This is a genomic window from Deltaproteobacteria bacterium (assembly GCA_016235345.1).
GTDB lineage: Bacteria > Desulfobacterota > Desulfobacteria > Desulfobacterales > Desulfatibacillaceae > JACRLG01.
The window spans coordinates 20,917-46,463 of the sequence record JACRLG010000013.1; the positions used below are offsets into that span (position 1 = coordinate 20,917).

The following is a 25,547-nucleotide window of genomic DNA, read 5'->3' on the forward strand; positions in this document are numbered from 1 at the left end:
GCTTGCTATCGCCAGCCAGGGAGTCTGAGAGCGATGAAATGCTAAGGTTGGCGAGCCGGGCGGGGAGGCCGCGTATCCCAAGGTACGCAACGACCCGACCCGGCGAAGCCTGACACAGCAGTTCGCGCTCTCAGGCACCCTGGTAGTCTTTGCCATACACCAGGCTCTTAATCACCTCCGCGTCTTCCAGGGTGCTCACGTCGCCCAGCTCGTCGGTCTTGTTTTCCGCGATCTTGCGCAAAATGCGGCGCATGATCTTGCCCGAACGGGTCTTGGGAAGGCCCGTGGCGAACTGGAGCTTGTCCGGGGTGGCTATGGCCCCTATCTGGGTGCGCACGTGGTCCAGAAGCTCCTTTTTAAGGGCCTCGGAGGGCTCGATTCCAAGTTTTAGGGTGACGAAGACGTAGATTCCCTGGCCTTTGATCTCGTGGGGCATCCCGGCGGCAGCGGCCTCGGCCACTGCCTCGTGCAGCACCAGGGCCGATTCCACCTCGGCGGTGCTCACCCTGTGGCCGGAGACGTTTATCACGTCGTCCACCCGGCCCTGAAGGAAGTGGTAGCCCTCGGCGTCCGCGTAGCAGCCGTCGCCCGTAAAGTACATGCCTGGATACTGGGTGAAGTAGGTCTGGACCCAGCGGTCGTGGTCGCCGTAAATGGTTCGGGAAAGCCCCGGCCAGGGCTTCTCCAGGCACAGGTGCCCGGTCTCGCCCGCCTGCATGGCAAGGCCGCGCCTTTCCGGGTTATCTATGCCGGGGTCGGCCACCCTGGGAACTATGCCGAAAAACGGAAAGGTTGCCGAGCCGGGCTTGGTGGGCCAGGCCCCCGGAAGCGGCGTGATGCAGATTCCGCCGGTTTCCGTCTGCCACCAGGTGTCCACGATGGGGCAGTTTTCATGGCCGATGTGCCTGTGATACCACATCCAGGCTTCGGGGTTGATGGGCTCGCCCACCGTACCCAGAAGCCTGAGGCTTTTGAGGCTTCTTTTTTCGGGCCAGGATTCGCCCTGCCGCATCAGCGCCCTTATGGCCGTGGGCGCGGTATAGACCACGTTTATGCCGTAGCGGTCCGCCAGTTCCCAGGCCCTGTCCGGGGCGGGCCACAAGGGGGTGCCCTCGTAGAGGAAGGAGGTAGCGCCGTTGGTCAAAGGCCCGTAAACGATATAGGAGTGCCCGGTTATCCAGCCGATGTCCGCCATGCACCAGTAAAGGGTTTCGGGCTGAAGGTCGAAGATGAGGCGCGTGGTGAGGTTGGTGTAAACCATGTAGCCGCCCGTGGTGTGGACCTGGCCCTTGGGCTTACCGGTGGAGCCCGACGTATAGAGGATGAAGAGCGGGTCCTCGGCCTCCATTTCCTCGCATGGGCAGAAATCTGAAATGTCCGTGGCGTTCATCTCGTCGTCCCAGCAGGTGTCCCGCCCGTCCGACCAGGGGCAGGCGTCGCCGGTGCGCCTCACCACTATTACGTTCTTCACAGTCGGGCACTGGAGAAGGGCCTCGTCCGCAGCGGCCTTCAAGGGGAATTTGCGCCCGTTTCTCACGGAAAAATCAATGGTCACCAATACCTTGCTCTCGGTTTCGATGACGCGGCTCGCCAGGGCCTCCGAAGAAAACCCGCCGAAAACCACCGAGTGTATGGCCCCTATCCTGGCGCAGGCCAGCATGGCCACGGGAAGATGCCAGACCATGGGAAGAAAGAGGGTCACCCGGTCCCCGCGCCTTACGCCCTTTTTTTTCAGCACGTTGGCGAAGCGGCTGACCTCCCGCAAAAGCATCTGGTAGGTGAGGACCTTGACGTCGCCGTCCGGCTCGCCCTGCCAGATTATGGCGGCCCGGTTTCTGGTTTCGGTTTCGCAGTGCCTGTCAACCGCGTTGTAGCACATATTGGTGTAGCCGCCCGAAAACCACTGGTGGAACACCTCGCCCTTTTCGATGTCGAAATTGAAATCGAGAACGCTGTCAGGCTGCTTGTACCAGAAAAGCCCGGCTGCGGCTTCTCGCCAGAACTCGTCCGGGGTCTCCACCGAGCGCCGGTAGAGTTCCCTGTATTCTTCCATGCTCTTTACGTGAGCGCGTTTTGAAAATGCGGCATCGGGGAAAAATTTTCCGTCCTTTTCGGTGATGGGCATGGGACGCTCCTTTTGAGGGGGAAAAGTGAGCCGGTGAAGCGGTGTTTAAGGGGTTGGATATGGCGTTGACGGATTTTGCGCGCCGTATTCATGGCCTTATCCGGGTTTGCCTTAAAACCCGAAAGCCGGAGAAGGGGGCTTTCTACGAAGGCGCTGCGCCTTGCCGGAAAGCCCCCGTAAAATAATTATACCTGAAGCGGAGTGCTTGGGAAAAGAGGAAGATTGCGGCTTGGGGGAGATTCAGATCACACGCGAGAGCCGGGCCCCACACTCTTCGCAGAACCGGCCTGAAAGATTGCCCGGATACTGCCTGCCGCACCGGTCGCAACTGGTGACCGGCGGCCTTGGAGACGGGGCCGGGTCGAGGTTGGGGGCAGGTTTCGGGGCAAGGGGCGGGGCCGCCTGTACAGGCTCCGAAGGACGCCCCGCCTGCTGGGCCAGAAGAATCCTGTTGTTTATTATGCTTATGGCTTCCAGGGTCTTTTGAATGTCAATGGGAACGTTTTCTATCATGCTTCTTTTAAAGGTGAGGCCGAACCAGGTTCCGCCGAAGGTTTCCAGGTTTATGGTGATTTTTTTGGAAAGGGAATAGGCGATAAGGAAAATCGCCCCGATAAAAAGGCCCACCAGAAAAGCCGCTCCGTTTGAGCGTCGCATGAAAATTTCGGTCAAAAGGCTTCCGCCTGCCAGAAAAACTCCCACCACAAGGTAGCCTATGGGCTTGGAATAGCCGCAGGACGTGCCGGATATGCAGGTTATGGGCACTATCTCGTTGCGCTCGCCATAGAGGCCCGCGCTGTGGAAAAAGACCCTGTCCCTGTAAAGGGTGAGGCTGGTGTCGGCCTCAAAGCCCATTGCCGTAAGAAGCCATGAAAAAAATCCGGGTGCGCGCCCGGCAATATCCACCAGTACCCCGTCCTGATCGAATTCGTTCACCCGGAATTTTTTCAGCACAAGGGCCGGGCCGGAAATGCGAAGGCCAGGGCTCCTGTTTGCAAAAAGTTTCGATATCACAAGAAAAACGATGATCAGGCCGATGATGTATGTGGTGTCGCTTCCGCCGCCGAAAATTCCCCTGTAGTCGCCGAACATGGTTCCTCCCTGTCATGAAAAGGAAGTGAAATGAAACCCTCGATCATCGAGACCGGGCTGTTTTGGCCGTACCACGCCCCGCCGCCTTTGTGCCCGGTTGCCCCGAAAGCGCTTTCGCGCCGGATGGCTTGGCCTGAGCAGGAGAGCGCCCCACGATCCGGCCCTTTTCGTCGCAATCCAGGTACGCCGGCCTTACGCCGTAATCCGGGAATATGTGCTCGAAGGCCCGGCGGGTTCTCTCAAAGCCCAGCCACTGGCCAAGGTTGTACCGGCCCAGCTTGTTTTCGTCTTTTGGCCCGAACCTTATCTCGAAATGAAGATGGGCGAACCAGGTGCTGCCCCTGGCCCCGCTTGGGGTTCCGCTCATGCCCACGTCGCCCACGTGGTCGCCTTTTTTCAGTTTCGCGCCGGTTTTGACCAAAGGCCCCAGCCTGCTTAAGTGGGAATAGACCGTCTGGATTCCCCGTCCGTGATCCAGAATCACCATCCTGCCCGAAAGCGTGATGTATGATCGGTACGGCGTGTTGTGCATGGCCTTGGCCTCGTTCATTATGGCGGCGGCTTCCTTAATGGTGATATCCCGGTATTGGGGGTCGGCGAAAATCACCACTCCGTCGGCTGCCGCATAGGCTGGCGTCCCAACCCTGACCTCGGCCCCGATGTCCTTGTTGGCGAGGTCCAGACCCTCGTGGACCCCGTACCGGTAGGCCCTTCTCGCTCCCGGATACACTGCGCTGCGGTCGGGAAGATACGCCTTGCCGCTTCCCGGGCCCTTTATGGGAAGCATGAAGGCCATGCCTCGCATGATCTCAAGGACACAGGGGTCATTGGGCGCAAGGACCGTGGCATCAGTCTGTGCGCACGGGGCTTCGGCCCAGGCCGGGATGGGCCTTGCGCTGGCCGGTTTTCCGGCAAAGGCCCCGGAAAGGTCATACCTTACCAGCCTGGCTCCTGCCTGGACGTACAGAGCGCCCTCGAAAACCGCCGCCGCGCATATGTCGCCGGTCTCCAAGGGAAGGATGAACTGCCGGAAAAAGGACAGCTTGTCCTTTCTTATTTCAACCACCCGCCTGTTGCCAGCGTCCGCCACGTACAGGAAAGCATCGCCGGGTTTCGTGAAAATGGCGGCAGGCTCGATTTTGGCCTTGCGCAGACCTTCCGGAAAAGACGGAACCGGTGCCGCCGCAAGCCCGGAGCCTGCGGATGCGCTTTTACCGCCCGAAACGTAGGCCTTGATGTCGCCGTTCCTGTAGAGCACGAAGGCCCTGCCAGTGGCCCCATCCATGCAAAGGTCGATGGCCCCGGTGAGGTCGGTTTCGCCCGGCGAAAGTTTCCAGGGCAGCACACCCGGCAGAAAGCCCGCCTGTTTTCCGGCGGGATGTCGCCAAATCTGGTTTCTTGCCGTGTCCAGAAGAAAAAGGAGGTTCCCCGCCTCGAAAAGCCCCGCGGAAAGGGGAGGCGGGACCCTGTCCGCGTCGTATTTTATGGGAAGCAGGCTCCACCGGAACAAAAGGGCCGCTGCTGTCAACCCCTCGCCCTCTGGAACCGCCCCCCTGTAAACGTCGCCCGACTTGTCCAGCACGTACAGGGCCTTGCCGTCATCGGACACCGCGAGGGAAACGATCTCCTTTATGGGATAGCCTTCAATTTTGTCCGTTGGAGCCAGAATTACCGAACAGGCAAGCCTCTCCGACCCTGGCCGGATTTCGGCGGTGTCACCCAGATAAAGCGTGCCGGAATCGATGACGTACAGGCGGTTTCCGCTTATCGCCATGTCGGTGGGAGCTGCCAGGAGCCTGTCCTCTGAGTCTGAAAGGAGCACGGAACCGGAATTTTCCCGGTCCAGGAAAAAAGTCCCTTCCAGCGCGGCCCAAGCCCGCAGAATAATAGAGCGCACATCATTGCCGCCCTGCCCTGTCCTGCCTTCCGTCTGTTTCAGCATGGTGCGGAGGGCCGTTTTGTCGCCCCTGGCAAGGGCCTTTTCCACTGCCGATTTAAACGCCTCCACATCATAAATCGCGGACGGTTTTTCGATTCCGCCCTTTTTGACGCCGACCGGGGAGGCGATGAAAACGGAAAAGAGCCGGATCACGATAAGGGCCGTGGCTGCAATAATGACCAGAATTGCGATTATGCCTGTGATTTTTTTTACGGACATGCGTTTCCGCCAACAATTTCAAATGCCGTTAAAATTTTTTCCGCCCACGCGCCTGGCCGTGGGATCATCAAAACCGAAGCCTGTTTGATTCATCCTATAGACGGGAGTTTAATGTGTCAACAAGGGCAAACAAGGGCTTCTTCCGGGGGGCTTGGAAAAAAAAGGCGGATTTGAAAAAGTGTTTTGACGGCTGGGGGGAAAAGCTGGCGGGGAGCGAAAGCCGGTATTTACCGGCCCTGGCCCCCCGCCGTAAAACTTTATCCGATGCACCGCCCTTAGCGCCAGTGGATGACCGGGGCCTTTCTTGCGGGCATCCGGCTATACTTGAACTTGGGATGCCCAAGCATCACCGCGCCGAAAATTTCGTGTTTTTCGGGCAGTTGCATGGCCTCTTTCAGGGGCTTCCACAATCTTGAAGCGGCTATGAAGTACCCGGCCCAGCAGGTGCCGAGGCCCAGGCTGGGGGCCGCAAGTTCCATTGTGGTGGTGGCGATGACGCAGGCGTCCGGGGCCATGGTGGAGCCCTTTTCCCCGCAGGCCGCCACCAGGGCTGGCGCACCGCGCAGGATGGCGTCGAAGCCGAAATCCCAGGCCATTGTCATGATGTCCATGTGCATGGTCTTGGCGAAATCAGGGTGGCTCTTCATGACGCTTTTGCACCAGTCTATCACGTGCGCGGCCAGGGCCTTCACCTTTTCCTGGTCCAGGACCACCAGCCAGCTCACGGGCTGGGAGTTGTGGCCCGACTGGGCGTAGCGGGCGATGTCTATGAGCCTTGCCGCCTCGTCCCTGGTGACCGGCTTGTCGGTGAACTCCCTCACCGACCTGCGGGAGCGGATGAACTGTTCGGCCTGCTCGGCTGAAATCTTCAATTCCTTTTTTATGGGCGGGCAGCCTTCAACGGGCATGTCCCTGTGGCTGAAGGCCGCCGTGGGGCAGACGGCAACGCAATGGCCGCACCTTATGCAGGCCTCGTCGGCATTGGGGGCGGGGCCCGGAAAGGCTTCCTTGGAAGGCGGGCGGATTATGGCCATGGGGCAAACCATGGCGCAAAGCCCGTCCTTGTTGCACAGGGACTCGTCAACCGAAAAAAGCTCCACGAAAGAATGTCTCCTATCCGAAAATGGCGTTTATGAAACAGCCCCCGCTGTCGGGAAGAATCACCGTGAGTTCGTCTTCCACTATAGGGGTGGGAATGGACGGGCCTATGGGGTCGGTGATTACGCCGTCGGCCACCCCGTCCGCATCGCCCCAGCCTCCGTCTATCAGGAGAACCCTGAAGGTGCGGCTGTTCACCTTGGTCACGTAAGCTGAGTAATCGTACCAGCCCGTGAAATAGCTCCACTTGTACCAGATATTGTTCGCCGGTGTGTCGTAGTTGAGCCGTAGGGTGGCAACCACCTGGGCTCCGATGGTTGGCGTCTTGATTTTAAAGGTGACAAGCCCCACGGGAAAGGTGCGCGGCGCGCTGCTTATGGCCGAGGACGGAAGAGCCTGGATGCTCTCGATCTTGAACCCCTGATCCTTGTATTCGTTCAGGTCCACTCCGAAAAGCGCGTTTCCGGTAAAGGTTTTGACCACCTTTATGCGATCGGGCTCAAGGTTGTCGTCGGTATCGTTGCCGTTTAAGTCCGTGCCGTCCGGGGCCTGCTGCCAGGGAAGGATTCCCCTGCCGTTGTCAACCTTAAGGGACCAGACCTTGTTCGTGCGAAGCTGCTCAAGGTTGATGCCGCCCGCAACGTAAATGACATAGCCTTCGGAATCCGAACCCGCCAAAAAAGTTGTGTTGCCCGACACGCCTTCGGGCAGGGATTCTGAAATTTCCCAGGAAAGCCTAACAGCCGGATCGTAAATCGCCACGGCCTGGCTTGGGAAGGCCGCCATGCCCTGGTTGCCGCCGATCAGGAAAAACCTGTCCCTTACATTCGGAACAATGTGCCCTGTGGGAAAGCGCCTTGGTATTTTAATGGTTCCCATGTTTAAGGTGTACCAGGTATCGGTGCGAATGTTATAGGCAACCACGTTTCCGACCGGGCCGCTTGAGTTCTGCCCCCCCATCAGGTAGACGGTGCTTCCCGCAAGACCCATTGCCGGCCCCCCGGTCAGATATTCGGCAGGAATGACGGTGGCTTCCCGCCAGGTCTTCAGGGCCGGGTTATAGGCAAGCACGCTCTGAACCAGGTTGCCGTTGTTGTCCGCGCCGCCGAATACGAAAATTTCCTGGCCCCAGATGGTGGTGGTGTAGGTTACGCAGTTTGCCTGGGCCGTCAACGGCAGTCTTGGGATTTCGTCGCTCAGTATCCCGGTGGCCGGGTCATAGCTCTTTTCGAAATGATCGATCAAAAGGCCGTTGAAATGCCCGCCGAACATGTAGAGTTTGCCGTTCGTCTCAGTTCCCGTTATGTCCCTCACCCCCGTTGCCTGGTTGACGGTGCTCCAGGTATTGGCTGCCGGATCGTATATTTCCAGCGAATTTACGAGGTTCGTTCCGTCATAGCCCCCGTAAACGTAAAACTTGCCGGAAAATGTCCCGGAAGCGCTGCCGTCTCTGGCCACGTTCATGGGCGCACGGGCGGTCCAGGCGGCCCAAGCCCCGCTGGCCGCCATGAGGCAAACAACCAGGGCGATGACCGGATAAATCATTTTTTTGGCGGAGAAAAAGCGCATGTCTGGCCCTTTCCGAGAGGCTGTGGTTTTCGGCCTGCGGCCCAAAGGATGGTTGTTTAGAGTCGAAATCAGGCTGTTCAGGGTTTCCGGGCGGGCGACAGGCCATCTTCCGGGTTTGCTTTTAAGCCTCCAGACGCCCCAAGGTCCTCCGTCAAAAATCCTTTGGCCCGAAAATGACCGGCGGCTGGGCGGCTGGAGAACTTTTGGCCGGCGCGGGTTTGGCCGCAGGGGCCTTTGATTCGGGCGCAGTCCTGGAATCCGCCTTGGGCGGCGCTGACTCCTTTTTGGTTGGGGGCGCAGCCGGGGGGTCCGCCTTCTTTTTTTGCGGCGGCTTGGGTTTGGGTAAAAATTCCTGCACGAAACTCAATGGCATGGGCTTTTCGGTTTTGAGCAATTCCCTTGGGATGACCAGCTTCTCGTCTATTTCAATCTGGTTGGGGTTCATGCCTGGGTTCGCCTTGGCGATTTCCTCCCAGTTGCTCATTTGTCCCGTGTACCATTGAGCGATGATGGACAGGGTTTCACCCGGATATTTCACCGTATGGATATAGGGTGCGGGCTTTTGGGGGCCGGCTGAGGGAGGGGCGGCCACTTTGGTTGCCTTGCCCCGGCCCGGGGCCCCGCCGGGCTGCCTGGCGCCGCAGCCCAAAACGCCGGAGATGAAAACCACAGCACAGACTGCCGCAGCCAGAATGACCAGGGCGCGGCGCATCAGGCTTGGGGATTTTGCGATTTCAACCATTTTAGGTACTCTTTGGCCTCAGAGTTTTGAGGATTTAGGGAAACGGCCTTTTCCAGATTTTTCAAACTTTCCTGCCGTTTGCCCATTTTGTCCTGTACCGCAGCCAGGTTGGTCAGAACCTCGTCCAGAAAGGGCGGTGTAAGCCTGGCCGCCTTTTCATAAAAGGATTCCGCCTTTGGATAGTCGCCCGTCACCGCATAGATGTAACCCAGGTTGAAAAAAGCCTGGACAAACCCGGGGTTTATCCTTGTCACCGTGCCGAATTCATCGATGGCCTTTTTGTAATCCTTTTTGGCAAGATGAATCCTGCCAAGAAGGAACCGGGCGTCTATATCGGCGGGATTTAGCGTTACGGCCCTTTTCAGCATGGCCTCCGCCGAACCTGTTTCTTTCATATTATAATGCCTGCGAGCCTCTTCCACAAGGGCCCTGGCGTGCGCCGGAACATGGGCGGGATGCTTCGCAGGGTCAAGCCTGGCCGCCTCATCGAAAAGAGAGACCGCCTCTGTATAATTTTGTTGTTCCAGGGCCAGCAGTGCAGGTTGCCAGTGGTCTTCGCCAGTATCCAGAAGAAAGTAAACCGCAGCCCCTACAATGGACATGAGAATTACAGCAATTATCGACCATTTGGCCCTCGCCCTTCCCTGCTTTTTACGCAGGTCCCGGACCACCTCCTCGTCGGAAAAAAGCGTGCCGTCTTTGTCCTGTTTTTCAGCCACCTTTACCGTTGTGGCCTCCCGAGGCTCTTCCGCATTGCAGCCAGGCGATTCGCAGGACTCATTTTTAAGCACGAAACGCTTGGTTTTTTCCTCCTCCTCTATCTGCTCGGAGTAAAGCTCCTGCATGTAGTGGGCCAGAGTGCGTGTGGAGCCCCGGAAATTGAGGGCAAAAGCGGCTTCCTCGACGTCCGCCAGCATCTGGCCGCAACTCTGGTAGCGATGGTCCGGGTCAGGCTCCAGCGCCTTTTGAAGAATATCGAGGATCATGGGATCGATGTCCGGCTTGACGATTTGGGCAGGCACGTAGTCAGCCTCCCTGACCTTTGCCAGCACCTGCATCGTCTCTCCCGTGAACATGCGGCTTCCGGTTATCATTTCATAAAACAGGATGCCCACCGAAAAAATGTCCGAGCGGTGATCGATTTCCTTGCCCTGGGCCTGCTCCGGCGACATGTATGCCAGCTTGCCCTTGATTATCCCGGTCTGTGTCGTGGTGTTCTTGCTGGACGCCTTGGCCACGCCGAAATCAACGATTTTGACTGTTCCGTCGTAGGATATGAAGATGTTCGGCGGGCTTATGTCCCTGTGGATTATCTTGAGCGGTATGCCGGACAGGTCGGTCAGCGAGTGGGAATAGTCCAGGCCGTCGCACACCCGCCCTATGATGAAAAGCGCGTGGTCCGGGGAAATCTCAATTTTCCTGATGGCGGCCCTGTCCATCACCATGCGCAGGTTTTTGCCGAAAAGGTACTCCATGGCGATGAAATAATCGTTCTCCATGGTGCCGAAATCATAGATGCGGATGATGTTTTCATGCTGAAGAAAGGCGGCGAGCTTGGCCTCGTCGATGAAGGAGTCAACGAGTTCCTTTTCAACGGCAAGGTGGGGCAGTATCTTCTTGATGGCGATGAGCTTTTGAAAGCCCTCGTCGCCTGTCATCTTGGCTCGGTAGAGCTGGGCCATTCCGCCCGTGGCGATCTGGTCCAGCAGCAGGTATTTTCCAAACCTTACAGGTTCCATGTTTGGCAGACTGCCTGATGTGACGGTCAAAACGGTCGGTTGGCTTTCCGGGCGCCATCGGCCTCGTGAAATACATTGTTCCAAACTTTAGCATTATCACCGATGGACCCAAGGTTCCAGGGAAAAATGACAAATTGGGCAACAGCGATATACAATTGCGGCTAATACAACGGAATCATTATGAGGAAGCGCGAAAAACCTCCAGCCCAAACCAAACGGCGCGTTCGGAAAAATATCCGAACGCGCCGTTTGGTTAAATAGGGCTTTCGGCCAGAAAAGCGGGCCGACCTATAATTTCGCGCTAAAACTGATATGAAATACCGGCGGTTATGATCAATGCCTCGGTTTCCTGGTAAACGTCCAGGCCCGCGTATGGATTGTAAATCAGGCTGGTCAGTTCGCGGGTGTTCAGAAGCTGGCTGGTCGTACCGTCGTTCTGCTTGTAAGATATGTCCTCGCCTTTTACGACTGATATGCCCACATCCAGATTTGTGTCTCTTGTAAGCCTCACTCCGAAGCCCCCTGAGTAGAGAGTCAGGTCGGGCAGCGCGAACATAAGGTCTGCATAGGCCGGATTTACCGAAGAAGGCCGCTTTTCATAACCCAATCGCAGGGTCAGCCAGTCAGTGGGCATCACTTCCAGGCCAAAATGATAGTGAACCGTATCCTTCATGTAACGGGGCAGCACCAACCGCTGGTTTCCGCCCGTATAACCTATGAGATAGGCAAGCTGCATGAGCTGGATATTCTGGTCAAATTGGAAGATGTTCGCTTCCATGGATGACCACTGAATCCAGTTGACGTCGGCCAGAAGCTTCAGCTGCTTGATGGGCTTAAGCATTATGCCGCCCTGCACCCGCCTTGGAAACTCGAATTCTATATTCGCCCTGCCCCTCTGATAATCGAGGGCGCCGGTTGTGGGAAGGCCGAGGGCTTCGGAGATGATGGCCATCAGGTCGTTGGCCACAAGCCAGTCCATCAGGTTCTGGAAACGCTGGCCATAGCTCAGTGTGTAGGTTCCAGAAAACTTGGCCCGGCTTTCACTCTGGTAGCAAATACCTGCGGCGAACCAATCCTTGGGCTCCCAAAGAAGGCCGACATTGTAGGATGTGGTGAGATTGTCCTGAAGATTGTCTGCGGTCATGCGCCCCTGGCTTTCGAACGGATCGAGACCTCCGCCGAACAGGGGAAACGGAATAAGGCCAAGGGTGAGAATGTCCGGCAGGCCCTTGGTCAACTCGCCGAGAACGCCGGTCAGGGCCACCAGATCATTGGGAGCCCTCATTTCCATGCGCACGCCCATTGCGCCGGACCCGATGCCTATGGACAAACCCGCCGAAAGCGTATCGGTGATTTTGTAGGCAATGCCGGGCGAAATAACCAGCCGTTGCTGGTACAGGTACTGCGCGTCGTAGATGACGCCGGAAGGAGGCCATTCAAGACCCACGGCAAAGGGAGCGTAAAGAGCCGCGCCCACCGCCCAGCGTTCACCGGACGGATGCCAGCCATAGCCGACGTTGGGCGCAACGAGAAATCCCAAAGAGGCGGGACCTGAAAAAGGTATGTTGATGCCTGCGCCAATGGTTTCAGCGCTGGTTCCGGCAACGGGATCATAATCGTAACCGAAAAAGTCATCCCATCCCGGAGGGGCTTCAAAACGGGCCTTTATCCCGAAATTGGCGTATGTCGTACCCAGGTCGAGCTGTTTTCCCCTTATGCGCGTGAGCCCGGCCGGATTGTAATGAACCGACATCGATCCCGGAGGGTCTGCAGACAAGGCGTTGCCCAGGGAAATTCCCTTGGGGCAGATGGCCATTTGCTCGTGCATGGCCGCCTGGATGGATGCAACCGGCAAGCATAAGGCGGCCAACACCACGACCACCGACTTCAACGGTTTTTTGAAGGCAGATAACACGCGTTCAATCCCAGGCCCGCAAAGGTCATTAAAATGAAGCTGCAAAAAACCGGACGGTTATCCATGTCGCCCGAAAAAAGCAGGCGCCATTTCAAGATATGTTGCGCCTATGCCTCCGAACCGGAACTTTTGCATGATTAGCCATGAAAGCCTGCTTCAATTCGGTCCTCTCCTCCGAACGCCAGCTACAGCGTGAAATCAAAGGGGATGGAAACCATCAGGGAATAGTCTTCCAGGCCCACGAGGCCATAGCCCAGGCTTATGTTCAGACTGGATTTGGGGGTGATGCGCCATCCGCTGCCGATTATGAACGAAGCTGATGATGATTCGTCCGACTCGTAAAGAAACCCGTTTACAACGAATTCGGTTGCAGCCGCATGGGAGGCGCTGAAACGGAAGGTGACGGAAGTGTTATACGACAGGGCGAATCCGATGCCCATTGCGTAACTGAATCCATAACCGGGCTTGACCTCCTGGAGCACGGTCCCGTAACGCAGCTGGTTCAATCCGTCAACATCCAGGGAATATGTCAATCCGAAACCGCCGAAGGCTATGACGGGATCGATGACTTTGCTGATGTTCAAGCCCACGTTGAAGGTGTGAAGGCCGGAGCCGGTGGAAAGCTCCTTGGCGATGTCAACCTTATAGGGGCTTCTGCCGGAAGGAGCGGTATATCCTAAAGACACCAGCACTGCCGGCTGATATTCCGCCTCCCTGGCCAGCTGCCAGGAAGCGCCGAATGAAGCATCGCCGAGATCGGATTCCTGCATCGAGGTGCCGGATTTCTGATACTTGAACACGAAAGGAATGGACGCATTTATTGACAGCCTGGGCAACAATCCGTAGCTCAGGCCAAGACTGTTGACGAAGTTGAAATAAGTCTCCCTTTCAATGTCCAGCTCGGATGAAACCCTGTCGTATGAAGAATGCGTATAGCTCAGGCTGTAGCGCATTTCTATTGTGCGCTGCTTCAAAAGCACGTACTTGGCCGCTTCATCCTCTGAAGCCTTCAGGACATCCTCGGTTCTGTCCTTTTGCTCCTGGTCCTTGTCCGTAGGCATGAGCGCAGTTCTAGCCTCGGCTTCTTTTTTATAGAATTCGAGCTCTTCCTCCATTGCCTGGACGCGCTTTTGAAGAGCTCTTACGGGGTCTTCCCTCTGTACAGCCGGGCTTTCCCCTTCCTCGCATTGGGCCGTGTTTCCCCAAAAAAGGAAGAAACACAGGCAAAGAGCCGGAAATATGAGTTTGCGTGACAACCAGAGGCTCCTTTCGCTATGACGGACCAGGACGGGATCTCCTGTCAGAAACACTGCGCTTGTTCAAATACCTTCATGAAATTGACAGGACAGTAAAATACCGTTTTGCTTCAAATGACAAGACAAAATATCGTGATTGCCCGACGATGAGCCTGCTCGCCTTCAGCCTTTATTACCAGGAACGCAATTTATTTCCATTCTCCGCTTTACAGAAGATAATGGAGGTGGAAGGCCGGGATACTTCTTCCCGCATCGGGCTTTCCTTGAAAAAGGAAAAGAACCATGCTCCGCTTAATAACACCCCAGCAGGCAATACCGTTATCTTTGAACGGTCAGCGTTGAAATAGGGTGGCTGCGCTTTCGATCACTTGCTGCTGGTGATCTTTACGGTCCCTTTTCCGGTCACAATTGCAGTGTCGGACTGCACCGTAAAAAAATGGCTTTTCTGGACTGCGCTGCTGGAACCTGTCAGGCTTGCACCGATGGACACGCCGCCCTTTTGTCCGCGAAAGGCGATTCCGGTAATGAAATCCGCCTCGAAGGAGGCTGCCAGAAGGGAAGGATTGGGCGTTGTGGTTATCCTGATGTCACGGGCCATTTCATTATCTATAAAACGGATATCCGACTTGGACAATTCAAGACCGTGAAAACGCCTGCGGTTTTGCTGTGTGCCGGTGTTACCTGCGCCGTTGCCGAATCCGTTTCCGTTCCCGAATCCGTTTCCGTTGCCGAAACCGTTGCCGTTACCGAATCCGTTTCCGTTGCCGAACCCGTTGCCGTTACCGAATCCGTTGCCGTTGCCGTATCCGCCGCTTGCACCGTAACCGTAACCGTTACCGGTTCCATAAGCGCCTGCGATCAGGTTTCCGTCACCGTTCCCGTGTCCGTTGCCCTGGCCGTAACCATTGCCCCATGCAACGGCCACGTTGCCGTCTCCGTTGCCCTGGCCATATCCGTTGCCCTGGCCGTAGCCGTTGCCCTGGGCATAGCCGTAGCCGTTACCCTGGCCGTAGCCGTTGCCCTGGCCGTAGCCGTTGCCCTGGCCGTAGCCGTTGCCCTGGCCGTAGCCATTGCCCTGGCCGTAGCCGTTACCCTGGCCATAACCATTACCCTGACCGTAGCCGTTGCCCTGGCCGTAGCCGTTACCCTGGCCATAACCGTTACCCTGGCCGTAGCCGTTGCCCTGACCGTAGCCGTTGCCAACGCCATAACCGTTTCCGACTTCGCCGGTGGCCACCACAGCGTTGCCATAACCGTTGCCGGTGCCGTTTACGTTGGCGTTCCCATAGCCGTTGCCGTTGCCGGTGCGATTATCAGGATAACCGTATCCCTTGGCTATCAGGGAATCCGGCAAAGGAAGGCCAAGACCTAAGGCGTTCAATTCTTCGGGTGAGGAAGGTATCGGGTATTCATAGCCTGACGGCTCTTCGTAGCCGCTTCCCGTGTTTCCGTGCCCGTTGCCGCCCTGTCCGTGTCCGTTGCCGCCGCCCCTTCTCCTGTATTTGGCCACTCGCCGGGGTTGCGGCCTTGGGGTTCCATCCGGCTGACGGAAGGCGTTGCGGGCAGACTTGGGCAACACCACGAAAATGACGTTCTTATACCACATTTTTTCAAATTTGGAGATGGGGTAGGAAATGTTGCCGACAGACGGGTCTGCGACAAAAATATGATCCTTGTAAACGCCCTTCACAACCACAAAATGCAGGTAGCCATAAAGGTCGATCGAGACGATGTATGGTATGTTCAATTTTTTTATGTCGTCCATGTCCGTCTTGTATCCGTGGGCCTCGTAACCAAGGGCTTCAACCAGACTTTTCATGTCCAACAGGGAAAATGCGCGGGTTTCCGAAATCCTCTGAACATCTCCGTAACGCAATAATCCATTGATTATCTGTGATTCGCCCAGATTTTCTCCGAGATAATAATTGAGCAGGGTGGTCAAGGCTGCAGACCCGCAGCTGTAGTCGTACATCTGCTTGGCGATATTGTGATAGCGTCTGTCGGACAGCGAGCCCACCCTTTGCCTCGGATAGGTGGATGCATACACTCCGCCATCAACGGAATAAACGCCGTCTTCGATGGAATTCGGCTCATAAAAGCCGGTCAGCATTGCCACTCCGATTAAAAAACCTGCGATGACATGCATGGCGTCACAACCCGTTGCCGATTTTGATGCGTAATGAAAGCTGAAAAACTGGGCCCTTGCGTCGTGTACCGAGTGATTACAAACCAGACTCTGGCCGACTCTTGACGACTAAAATATAAGCGCCCCGACACGCTAACGGATAACCTGAAAAAAGGCAAGCCCGGCGACCGCGATGCCCGCCTCCGCTACTGCTTTGTTGTTGACATGAAACAAAGGCGATGCCCTCCGCCTGGCACCGGCGGAGGGCAGTCCTTTTTTCTTTACACCACAAATCCGTGCAGAATCCGGCGGATTAGTCGTGGCCGGTGATCTGGGTGGTCATGCTTCCGAGGGTCAGGTTGAAAACCAAGTGACCAAGGGAGTTGCCTTCGTCATACGCAAGGCCGGAACGGGTCACAACGGTGCTGTCGATGAAGATATTCGCAACGCCGCCCACAACGGTCAGAGAGGGAATGCCGATGGTGAGCCAGCTGGTGCCGCCGACGCGGCAGATGTCGATGGTCTGGCCGGTGATGTTAAGGCTGGAGACCGTGATGCCGGACAGGGTCAGCCATCCGTCGGTGGTGGCGGTGGTGCCGTTGCAGCCGTCAGAGTCACCCCAGGCCACATGGCCGTTGAGGATCGAGAGCTGTGCGTTCATGGTGATACCGGTCTGGCCGGTAAGGGCCGCCATCTCGGTGTTGGACATTTCGTCCATGTCCATGAAGGCGTTCATGCCTGCCATTGCGGCGACGGGAACCATAAGAAGAATCAAAGCCAATGCCAACTTCTTCATTTCCATACCTCCTCTTTAGTTTGATTCGTTACATGTTGTGAAAGGCAAATCCCGCCAAGAAAATGCCCTTCGTGTTCAACGCGTGAAACTGTGACACGCGAAGAATTTTACTGCAATTTTTCCACCCACATTGTTGCGGCACAGCACCATGCGAGTGAAGCTGCGTAAATTTTCAGCATTGCCGCCGATCAGGGATTCGCATGTCCTGAGATGCGAATCGTACCGAAAGACACCGCCATCCCGGCGATGCGCAACTCGCCAAGGGACTGCGTTGTTGAAGTGGCTGAAGACCCCACAATGATGGATTGAATTGTAAGGTTGCCGGTAATGATGTTGCCCGTAGTTTCAAGGGCTACATAACTGACGCCGCCACCGGTGCCCACGTCGACTACAACGTTGCTCAATGCGATGGTGGGAAGGGTGACGCCGTTGTAAATGAGCCAGGCTGCGGTGGTGTAGGTGCCGAACCCGTCTGAATCGCCCCATGCTATGGTGGATGCGGTCAGGTTCATCGACATATTCACGGTCATGCCCACCTGGCCGGTTACACCCTCGAACTCCATTTCCTCATCCATCAGCACCATGCCACCAAGCGCCAGGGCCGGAAAAACTACCAGCATGATAATGACGCCAATTCCGGTTGTACGCTTCATGTTGTTTCCTTTACGCCAAAAAAAGCCAAAGAGCCAGCTTAGGGATTCGCATGGCCTGAGATGCGGATGGTGCCGAAGGACACGCCGATGCCGCCGACGCGAAGCTCGCCAAGGGACTCGGTGGTGGCCGTTGCGGTGGAGCCCACTACGACGGACTCAATGGTGAGTGAACCGGTGATGAGGTTGCCGGTGGTGGCCAGGGCGATGTAGGACACGCCCGCGCCGGTACCCTGATCGACTACCAGGCCGTTGATGCTGATGGTGGGAAGGGTCACGTTCCTGAGGCGCAGCCAGCCGGCGGTGGTGTAGGTGCCGAAGCCGTCAGAGTCGCCCCATGCAACATCGGTGGCCACGACGTTCATCGACATGTCGATGGTCATACCGACCTGGCCGGTTACGTCTTCCAGTTCGAGCTCGGAGGCGGTGGTCATGCCTGCCATTGCCGAAACCGGCGCCAAAAGAAGAAGCATTGCCGCAATAACCAGAAGCTTTTTCATCATTTTCTCCTTTTCCTGCTTGTGTTGTGGTTACCCGCGCGCTTACGGCGTTGCCCGCAGATGTCAATCCAGGCCGCCCCAAAAACCGGCCCGGCTAAAAAACGGTTTAATGTCCCCAAACCCAGATGGCGCTATCGGGGGCTGTTGTTATGTTCTGAACGTAGATGCCGTAGGCCGGCCCGCCGCCGTTGGGCTCGTCCCAGCCCAGGGCCGCCCCGCCCGCGTTGCCTATGCGGACCCAGTCTATGGATATCCGGCCCGTAATGGTTGGAAGCCCAATGGCAACCATACTGACGGTGCCGGCCCTGCCCGCGTCCAGCTTGTAGCCGTAAAGGCCTATGCTGCCGGTTCCGGCGGTATCCGAAAGGCGGACGTTGTCCAGTATAAGGTAGCCTTTATAGTCCGTGCCGGAGTAGGCCGGTAAAATCCCCCCGACCACGCCGTCGTTGTCACGCAAAAAAATTGCGGTGGCCGTGGCCCTGGCCGCAGGAAGGTCTATAGTCACTCCCGTTTGGGCGCGGGTGTCCGAAAGCACCTCGTCGTCCAAGGTAACCATTCCGGCAAGGGCCGAAACCGACACGAACACCGCCGCCATTATGAACGGCGCAAGAATACCTGCCCTGATGCGAAACCTTTTCATGGCCGATCCAGACCGCCGCTTTTAAAAGTACGGCTGATATATCCCCAAGGACAACCATGATTCCCTGTGGGCGTTAAATTCTTATGGAACATGGGATTGGTGCAGACGGTTGACAATTGATATATCCGAACGGCAAGTTCTTTGTCAACAGAAAAAGGGCAATTTTGCCTCGACCGGGGGGCCTGTTGGACCGGATTTCCAATCCAGGCGCTTTAAAGGGGCAAGTTCCTCATTTTGCACGGACAAAAATGAGGCAATTTACCCCATTTGAAAAGAGCGCGGGTTGCATGACCCGAAAAGGCCTAAGGAAGGAAGGCGATGGCAATGCCCGGGCGGCCAAACTTGCCGGGGAAGGTGCATCGGGCTTCATTGCCGTCAATCAAGCTGTGTCCAGGAAACGCTGTCCAGAAGCATGAAAGATTTTTTCGTTACCGGGATGAAGTCGATTTTATGGCTGTTTTCGTAAACATCCACCGCCTTGTTGTCCACCCAGGCAACGATGCCCTTGCAGGAGCGGGCGGCATTGACGCCTTCGGCGTGGGCAACGTCCCTGCCGTCCACCGAAAAGGTTACGCCGTCGGGGGTGATTTTGATCGAGTAGTCGTGCCAGTTGCTTATATCCACCGAAATCGCCTTGCGAAAGACTATTTTGGAGTCTTCCAGAATCATGACGGAAAGGCCGTACACCTTTGGGGAGGACGCCTTGGAACAGGCCACGAACCACGCCGCGTCCCAGTGGTAGCCGTCCCTGTTGTTCCAGAGGCCGAAGCCCAAGGTGCCGCCCGAAAAATCCTTTAGCTTTTCCGAATGCTTCGCGCGCAGGGAAAGGAGGCCCGCACGCCTGAGAAGCCGGGTCTCCTCGAAAGAGCAGTCGGAATCCCCGTACCGGTCCACTGGCTGAATGCCGATTTCAGCACAGCCATTGCCTGAGGCCTTCACAAGGCGATGATAGCCGCTTCTTTCAACGTCTCCGAAGTTCCAGCGGGGATGTACGGAATCGAAATCATCGGTAAACCCGGCAAGGTCCTTTTTCGCCCATTTGGGCAGGGGAGCATCGGATTGAAGGCAGGGATCGGGGGGAGTCTTAAGGCCGAGAATGAGCCAGACAGACGCGCCGCACAGGATCAGAATCAATACCGCCCATAATACCGTTTTACGGCGACGCATAAAATTGTCCCCCCGCCCAGGCATCACGACTCAAAGACCCCGCATAAAGAGGGCCTCGCAAGCCGACCCGCAATTTTGCGCAAAACCCGATATCAATCTTTATACCATATCATAATTGGTGCGCCGAAAAAAGGAATCTTTCAGGGGATGGGCGGTGAAGGCCGGACGCCGAAAATTTAAAGAAGGAAAACTTCGTGATTTCAGGGATGTTTCAGGAAAACGCGGACAATCCGGGGTGCGCGGGCCGCAGGCTTCAGGAATCGGCCAGGTCCTCCACCACAAGCTGGATATCCCTGAAATCCCGGAACCTGTTCCATTGAACCCTGAAACAGGCCCGGCCTATGGTGCTGCCCTGGGCCACCGTGCGCGTGGCGTTGAACCAGATGGCCTTGCGGCTTTCAGAGGCGGCTCCGTTTTCGTTGAGGGTCATGCGCACGTGCTTTTCGGAAACCGTCTGGCTGGTGACGGCGGCCAGGTTTTCCGCCATGAACAGAGGCTCCGGGTTGCCGCTTCCGAAAGGGGCCATGGACGCAAGCTGATCGGCCACCGTTGGGCCGATGTCGGCCAGGGGCAGGGCCGCGTCTATGGACACGGTTTCCGTGAAGGCGTCGGGAGCCGCGTTTTCCGCCACCGCGCGCCCGAAGTCGCGGGCGAAGCCGTCGAGCCTTTCCTGGGCAAGGCTCAGCCCGGCGGCCATCACGTGCCCGCCGAAGGAGGAAAGGTGATCCTGGCAGCTTGAAAGGCAGTGGCAGAGGTCAATACCCTCGATTCCGCGCGCGGAGCCGGTTCCCACGCCGTTTTCCAGGTTGAGGAGCACCACGGGCCGGTAAAAGCGCCGCACGAGCCTGGCCGCCACTATTCCAACGACTCCCGGATGCCACCGGGGCGCGCCCAGGACCAGGGCGGGAGGGTCGCATCCGTCCATGGCCTTCTCGGCCATGACCAGGGCCTGGTCGTGGATGTGCCTCTCCATCTCCTGGCGCTCCCGGTTGAGCCTTTCCAGTGCCTGGGCCAGATTTGCCGCAGTTACCGTGTCGTCTGCGCGAATGAGCCTTAAAGACAGCTCCGCGTGGGCCATGCGGCCTGCTGCGTTGATCCTGGGAGCGAGGGCGAAGGCGATGCTTCTTTCGGAGACCTCCTGGGGCGAAACCGAGGCAGTCTGCATGAGAGCTATGAGGCCAGGCCTGCGGCCCTCCCTCAGAATTTTAAGCCCGGCGGCGGTCAGTATCCTGTTCTCCCTCACGAGTGGAACCATGTCGGATACCGTGCCTATGGCCACCAGGTCGCAGTAGCTTTTCAGGTTGGGTTCGCTGTGGTTGTTGAAATAGCCGCAACGCCTGGCCTCCATGCGTATGGCGATGCACAGGAAAAAGGCCACTCCCACCCCGGCCAGGTGATTAAGGCCGGAGGCGCAGTCGCGCCTCTTGGGATTCACCACCGCGCAGGCCGCCGGGAGCGGGCCTTCGGGCAGGTGATGGTCGGTCACCACAACGTCGATGCCCGCCTCTTTGGCCTCCTTAACGGCCTGGGCGCTGCCTATGCCGGTATCCACCGTAATGATGAGCGAAACGCCCTTGAAGCCAGCGGTGTGATGGCCGTGAAAGCCGTAGCCTTCCAGGGTCCGGTGGGGAATGTACCATGACGGCCTTGCCCCCATCTCCTCCAGGAACTCCAGGATAAGGGCCGTCGCGGTGACGCCGTCTGCGTCGTAATCACCGAAGACCAGTATCTTTTCCCGGTTCAGAATGGCCGCAAAAACCCGTTTTGCCGCTAGGTCCATGTCCTTCAGGCAATAAGGGTCGGGAAGCTGTGCGAGGCTTGGATTTAGAAAACGGCTGGCGGATTCTGGATCAACGAGATTTCTGTTGACCATGGCCGCAGCCACTGCCGGGTGGCAGTTGAGGCTGGCGGCCACTGTCCGCACTGCCAGGGGATCAGGGGTAAGGATGTTCCAGCGCTTTTCCATGCTAGGGGTATAGCACGTTTTCCACCCATTGCAAGGCGGATGAAAAACCGGGCGGATTCATTGGGGAATCATAGGAAAAAAGGAAGGTTCCGTATTTTCGGCAGAATCCGCCTGTCGGTCACGGGCGAAAATTGGCATGTTCTTGGGGGGACGCCCGACACTGCAGTTGGCAGGGCCAAGGGAACATCCGGGTCACGGCTCAGCCCACCTGGGCGGCCACAGGGGGTGAGATGCAAGGAAGGCGCGGGCGGGCGGGGAGAAATAGTACTTTTCGTACATGCCGACCCGCCCGCCCGCGCCTGACACAGCAGATCGCCCCCTGTGGCCGCCCAGGGGTTAGAGGATGAAGACGGCGGCGGCCAGGACCGTAGTCCAGATGCGTCCCTCGGCTCCGAGGGCGGCCTGGCTGATGTGCTGGGACTTGACGATCTTGCCGCTCATCTTGAAGACCTCGCTGCGTTCGTCGTAGTCCTTGTCCGGGTCGAAGTCTATGCCCAGGGTTGTGGCGAGCATGGAGGCGGCGAGGTCTTCGGCGTATTCACCGGCCTCCACCTCGGTCTGGCCGAACCCGTGGTGTTCGGAGAGATAGCCGTAGCGTTCCAGTTCGGCGGGAATGGCCAGGCCGATGCTGGACACAACGCGGCGTCCGGGTTCCTGGCTCTGCTCCTTGGCCATGACGCAGAAGGTGACTTCGCCGGGCTGAAGCCTGGCCAGTCCCTTTTCTATGTCCAGTATATTGCAATCCGGTGGAAAGATGGAAGAAACCGTTACTATGTTGAGATGGGCGATGCGGGCGTCCCGTAAGGCCAGCTCGAATGATGCGAGTTTCTCTTTGTGGAATCCGAGCCCCTTGGTGAAAAACATGTATCTTGGAACCAGCATAATCGCCTCCTTGCATCCCGAAACTTAATGGCGGACATCCCATGAGGGGAACGAGTCCCGCTGCCAAAGCCGGATGGGCGGGCGAAAAGCCCGGCACCCACACCTTATTAAGCGGAGCATGGTTCTTTTCCGTTTTTTAATGGAATCTGGCCGATGGGAGAAATAATGCAATCCTACTCCCCCAACATTTTTGGAAGTTTAAAAAAATAGAACTAAACCCTGCTCCCTGTAATAATTAAACGGCCCCTGAATCACCCGCCAGCCGCAACAGATCGCGTCCGGCATTTTCGGATTCATCCGAAGCAGAGCGCTTATTAGAAGGAGACGGCATGGATGTCAATGAAAAATTGGGCGAAGCAAACTTGACATTTTTTCATCCCTGTGCATTATAGGTTGGTTTCCGCGCCGGAGCTTACAGTCCCGGCAGCGCGGAGCGGAAAGCGCGCTTAAAACAGGCGCGGCCAGATGTTCGAACAATCGCTTTGCTTTTTCCCGAAAGGCCAGCCTTTTAAGGGTAAAAGCGTTGCGGTCAATCGCCAGACACTTTTTCCGGCCTTGTCGCCGGAATGGAAGGAGACATCATGAAACGCACATTCCAGCCCCACAATCAGCGCCACGCCCGCACCCACGGTTTCCGGGCGCGCATGTCAACGCCCCAGGGCCGCAAGGTTCTTTCCCGCCGCAGGGCCAAGGGCAGGAAGCGCCTCACAGTCTGATCCCGCGCATGGGCGCCACCTTCAAAAAACGGCACCGGCTAACCAAGCGGGCTGAGTTTGTCCGGCTCACCCGCCTTGGAACTCGCTGCGACAGCACCCATTTTTTCTCGGTGATGTTGCCAGGCACCGGCCCGGATTCTCGACTGGGTGTGACCGTAACCCGAAGGGTGGGATGCGCCGTCGTTCGCACCAGAATAAAGCGCCTGGTCAGGGAACATTTCCGCCTTAACAGGCAGGTGTTCAAGTCTCCTTATGATATCAACGTGATAGCCAAAAATGGCGCAAAACTCGCTGACAACGGGGCACTTTTTTCATCTTTGGAAGCGCTTTTCAGCCGCGTGGAGAAACTTGCGTCCTCTTGAAAGGCTCATGGTCTCTTCCATCCGTCTCTACCAGGCCGTCATCTCCCCCCTCATCGGGCCTGTGTGCCGTTTCCATCCATCGTGTTCCGAATACGCTATTTTGGCCATCCAGCGCCACGGAGCCTTCAAGGGGCTGTATCTGGCGGTCCGCCGGGTTCTCAAGTGCCATCCTTTCAACCCAGGAGGCTTTGACCCCGTGCCCTGACATCCGGAATGGCCGACGTATTTTCCAGGCCACACCGGAACGGCGAATGGGGCGCAGATATAATGATGCGCTCCGATTCGTTCACTCAACATTCACACGCGCCTTGGGGCTTGAAAAACATGAATCCGTTTTTTTCAAGTCCGTCGGGGTGATGGAGTCGACAAGGAGTAGAAGGGGATGGAACAGGTCCGTTTCATAGCAGCCATAGTGCTGTGTTTTGTGCTTTACCTGGCATGGGCTTACTTTTTCGTTCCAAAGCCCACGGTTCCCCCGCCCGGAAAGACCGCCACCCTGGAGGCCAAAGCAACGTCCGCAGCAATAAAGGCGTCGTCCACGGCCAGTGCGATCACGCCAACAACGGCGGTAGCCACTTCCGCCGCCCCTGTTCAGCCCGGCCGCACCTTCGTCGTTGAAGCTCCCCTGTACACCGCCCGTTTTTCCCAGGCAGGCGGAAAGCTTAAAGAATTGACCCTCAAGAAATTCAGGGAATCCATAAAGACCGATTCCGCCTACAAGGCGATGACGCACCTTCCCGAAGGAGAATCGATCCTAAACACGAAATTCGAGGACGGAAGCGTTCCCGAACTCAGCTCGGCGATTTTCACATCCCAGGCCCCGGACCGGCTTACGGTAACCGACAAGCCCGCAGCTTTAGTCCTTTCGTGGGTTTCGCCCGCAGGCGTGGCCTTTGAAAAGCGCTATACCTTCCATCCCGAAAACTACGTCATCGATCTCGACGTATCCGTAACCAACCGCTCCAATGTTCCGGTTTCGGACAGCCTTTCCGTGGAAATCAAGTCCTACATGGGCCAGCCTTCCAATTACGGATTTGAGGGTCCACTGGCCCTGGTGAAGGGGGCGCTTGAGGAGGTCAAGGCCGCCAAGCTCATGAAAAACGGCCCGGCCACCAAGACCGGCAGCGTCTTCTGGAGCGGCCTCACCGACCGCTACTTCCTTTCCGCAGTGGCTCCCACCCTTGCCCAGGAAGGCTCTACAGTATTCTCCGCCGAACCCGGACCGGGCAAACTGAGTCTGGTAAGCGTAAGATACGTCAATCCCAAGGCCAACATACCGGTTGAGGCCACCCGGAAATATTCCCACAGGATTTACATGGGGCCCAAGAGCACCGATACCCTGAAGGCGGCGGGCGGCAAATTCCACCGGGCCCTGTCCTTCGGAATATGGTCTTTCATAGCCCGGCCCCTTCTTTATCTCCTGGACTTCACGTACAGGTTCATCCCCAATTACGGCATCGCCATAATGCTCATCACCCTGATCATCAAACTCCTGTTCTGGCCGCTCTCCAACAAGAGCTACAAGTCCATGGCGGAAATGAAGAAGCTCACGCCGCTCATGCAGGAGATAAGGGAAAAATACAAGGATGACAAGAAGCGCATGAACGAGGAGGTGTTCGCTCTTTACCGGACCTACAAGGTCAACCCGATGAGCGGCTGCCTCCCCATCCTGCTCCAGATACCGGTTTTCTTCGCGCTCTGGCGGATGCTTTCGGGAGCGATAGAGCTTAGGCACGCGCCCTTTTGGGGGTGGGTCAACGACCTTTCCGCGCCTGACCGCCTCATGCAGTCCTTGAACGTCCCCTTTGTGGAGCCTTCGGGAATACCGGTGCTCACCCTGGTCATGGGCGTCACCATGTTCCTTCAGCAAAAGATGTCTCCGCCGCCCGGCGACCCCATGCAGGCCAAGATGATGATGGCCCTGCCCATAGTGTTCACGTTCATTTTCATAAACCTGCCCTCCGGCCTGGTTCTTTACTGGCTTGTGAACAACGTCCTTTCCATTGGGCAGCAGTATTACATCCAGAAAAAGTATTCCTAGGGAGGCGC

22 protein-coding genes are annotated in these 25,547 nt (G+C 57.1%); 5 read left to right on the forward strand and 17 right to left on the reverse strand.

Translation table 11 applies throughout. From position 1 onward, the window contains the following. Nucleotides 1-130 precede the first annotated feature (130 nt). The 9 genes from acs to HZB23_06290 all read right to left on the reverse strand — a co-directional run bounded on the left by acs (nt 131) and on the right by HZB23_06290 (nt 13,694). Nucleotides 131-2,125 carry an acetate--CoA ligase gene (gene acs / locus HZB23_06250; GenBank protein ID MBI5844252.1) on the reverse strand — a complete coding sequence of 665 codons (1,995 nt, stop codon included), beginning with the start codon at nt 2,123-2,125 and terminating at the stop codon, nt 131-133. Nucleotides 2,126-2,365: 240 nt separating this feature from the next. Continuing rightward, the gene (locus tag HZB23_06255; protein MBI5844253.1) at nt 2,366-3,217 is read right to left on the reverse strand and encodes a hypothetical protein; all 852 of its coding nucleotides are present in this window, start codon (nt 3,215-3,217) and stop codon (nt 2,366-2,368) included. 43 nt (nt 3,218-3,260) lie between these two features. Then, nucleotides 3,261-5,375: a peptidoglycan DD-metalloendopeptidase family protein gene (locus HZB23_06260; protein ID MBI5844254.1), complete on the reverse strand. Its 2,115-nt coding sequence runs from the start codon at nt 5,373-5,375 to the stop codon at nt 3,261-3,263. Nucleotides 5,376-5,650: 275 nt separating this feature from the next. Beyond that, nucleotides 5,651-6,475, reverse strand: coding sequence for a nitroreductase family protein (locus HZB23_06265; GenBank protein MBI5844255.1), 825 nt, complete (start codon nt 6,473-6,475; stop codon nt 5,651-5,653). Between the two features lie 13 nt (nt 6,476-6,488). After that, a complete protein-coding gene (locus HZB23_06270) occupies nt 6,489-8,042 on the reverse strand; it encodes a hypothetical protein (protein ID MBI5844256.1) in 1,554 nt (517 codons plus the stop codon). A gap of 151 nt (nt 8,043-8,193) precedes the next feature. Beyond that, complete coding sequence (locus HZB23_06275) at nt 8,194-8,784, reverse strand: LysM peptidoglycan-binding domain-containing protein (GenBank protein MBI5844257.1); 591 nt, start codon at nt 8,782-8,784, stop codon at nt 8,194-8,196. Next, entirely contained in the window at nt 8,754-10,523 is a 1,770-nt protein-coding gene (locus HZB23_06280) for a protein kinase (protein MBI5844258.1), read from the reverse strand. The genes HZB23_06275 and HZB23_06280 overlap by 31 nt, the downstream gene beginning before the upstream one ends. 301 nt (nt 10,524-10,824) lie before the next feature. Beyond that, entirely contained in the window at nt 10,825-12,351 is a 1,527-nt protein-coding gene (locus tag HZB23_06285; protein MBI5844259.1) for an outer membrane protein transport protein, read from the reverse strand. A 272-nt stretch (nt 12,352-12,623) separates the two neighbouring features. After that, nucleotides 12,624-13,694, reverse strand: coding sequence for a transporter (locus HZB23_06290; GenBank protein MBI5844260.1), 1,071 nt, complete (start codon nt 13,692-13,694; stop codon nt 12,624-12,626). Between HZB23_06290 and HZB23_06295 the strand changes: the two genes are divergently transcribed. After that, complete coding sequence (locus HZB23_06295) at nt 13,688-14,041, forward strand: hypothetical protein (GenBank protein ID MBI5844261.1); 354 nt, start codon at nt 13,688-13,690, stop codon at nt 14,039-14,041. The two genes, HZB23_06290 and HZB23_06295, sit on opposite strands and share 7 nt — an antisense overlap. A gap of 17 nt (nt 14,042-14,058) precedes the next feature. Here the strand turns inward: HZB23_06295 and HZB23_06300 are convergent, their stop codons facing one another. The 8 genes from HZB23_06300 to HZB23_06335 all read right to left on the reverse strand — a co-directional run bounded on the left by HZB23_06300 (nt 14,059) and on the right by HZB23_06335 (nt 22,420). After that, nucleotides 14,059-15,804: a C39 family peptidase gene (locus tag HZB23_06300; protein MBI5844262.1), complete on the reverse strand. Its 1,746-nt coding sequence runs from the start codon at nt 15,802-15,804 to the stop codon at nt 14,059-14,061. 328 nt (nt 15,805-16,132) lie between these two features. Further along, complete coding sequence (locus HZB23_06305; GenBank protein MBI5844263.1) at nt 16,133-16,615, reverse strand: hypothetical protein; 483 nt, start codon at nt 16,613-16,615, stop codon at nt 16,133-16,135. A gap of 188 nt (nt 16,616-16,803) precedes the next feature. Further along, nucleotides 16,804-17,268: a hypothetical protein gene (locus HZB23_06310; GenBank protein MBI5844264.1), complete on the reverse strand. Its 465-nt coding sequence runs from the start codon at nt 17,266-17,268 to the stop codon at nt 16,804-16,806. 38 nt (nt 17,269-17,306) lie between these two features. Continuing rightward, a complete protein-coding gene (locus tag HZB23_06315; protein MBI5844265.1) occupies nt 17,307-17,765 on the reverse strand; it encodes a hypothetical protein in 459 nt (152 codons plus the stop codon). A 106-nt stretch (nt 17,766-17,871) separates the two neighbouring features. Further along, nucleotides 17,872-18,405: a hypothetical protein gene (locus HZB23_06320; protein ID MBI5844266.1), complete on the reverse strand. Its 534-nt coding sequence runs from the start codon at nt 18,403-18,405 to the stop codon at nt 17,872-17,874. 375 nt (nt 18,406-18,780) lie between these two features. Further along, complete coding sequence (locus HZB23_06325) at nt 18,781-19,572, reverse strand: hypothetical protein (GenBank protein ID MBI5844267.1); 792 nt, start codon at nt 19,570-19,572, stop codon at nt 18,781-18,783. Between the two features lie 253 nt (nt 19,573-19,825). Continuing rightward, entirely contained in the window at nt 19,826-21,538 is a 1,713-nt protein-coding gene (gene recJ, locus HZB23_06330; GenBank protein MBI5844268.1) for a single-stranded-DNA-specific exonuclease RecJ, read from the reverse strand. Nucleotides 21,539-21,874: 336 nt separating this feature from the next. After that, entirely contained in the window at nt 21,875-22,420 is a 546-nt protein-coding gene (locus tag HZB23_06335; GenBank protein ID MBI5844269.1) for an arginine decarboxylase, pyruvoyl-dependent, read from the reverse strand. A gap of 581 nt (nt 22,421-23,001) precedes the next feature. Here HZB23_06335 and rpmH point away from each other — a divergent pair. From rpmH to yidC, 4 genes are all read left to right on the forward strand, one after another. Further along, nucleotides 23,002-23,136, forward strand: a complete 135-nt coding sequence (gene rpmH, locus HZB23_06340; GenBank protein ID MBI5844270.1) for a 50S ribosomal protein L34 — start codon at nt 23,002-23,004, stop codon at nt 23,134-23,136. 8 nt (nt 23,137-23,144) lie between these two features. Then, the gene (gene rnpA, locus HZB23_06345) at nt 23,145-23,498 is read left to right on the forward strand and encodes a ribonuclease P protein component (GenBank protein MBI5844271.1); all 354 of its coding nucleotides are present in this window, start codon (nt 23,145-23,147) and stop codon (nt 23,496-23,498) included. Beyond that, a complete protein-coding gene (yidD, locus tag HZB23_06350; GenBank protein ID MBI5844272.1) occupies nt 23,413-23,703 on the forward strand; it encodes a membrane protein insertion efficiency factor YidD in 291 nt (96 codons plus the stop codon). Before rnpA ends, yidD begins: the two co-directional genes overlap by 86 nt. Before the next feature lie 177 nt (nt 23,704-23,880). Next, the gene (yidC, locus tag HZB23_06355) at nt 23,881-25,539 is read left to right on the forward strand and encodes a membrane protein insertase YidC (protein ID MBI5844273.1); all 1,659 of its coding nucleotides are present in this window, start codon (nt 23,881-23,883) and stop codon (nt 25,537-25,539) included. Nucleotides 25,540-25,547: the final 8 nt, after the last annotated feature.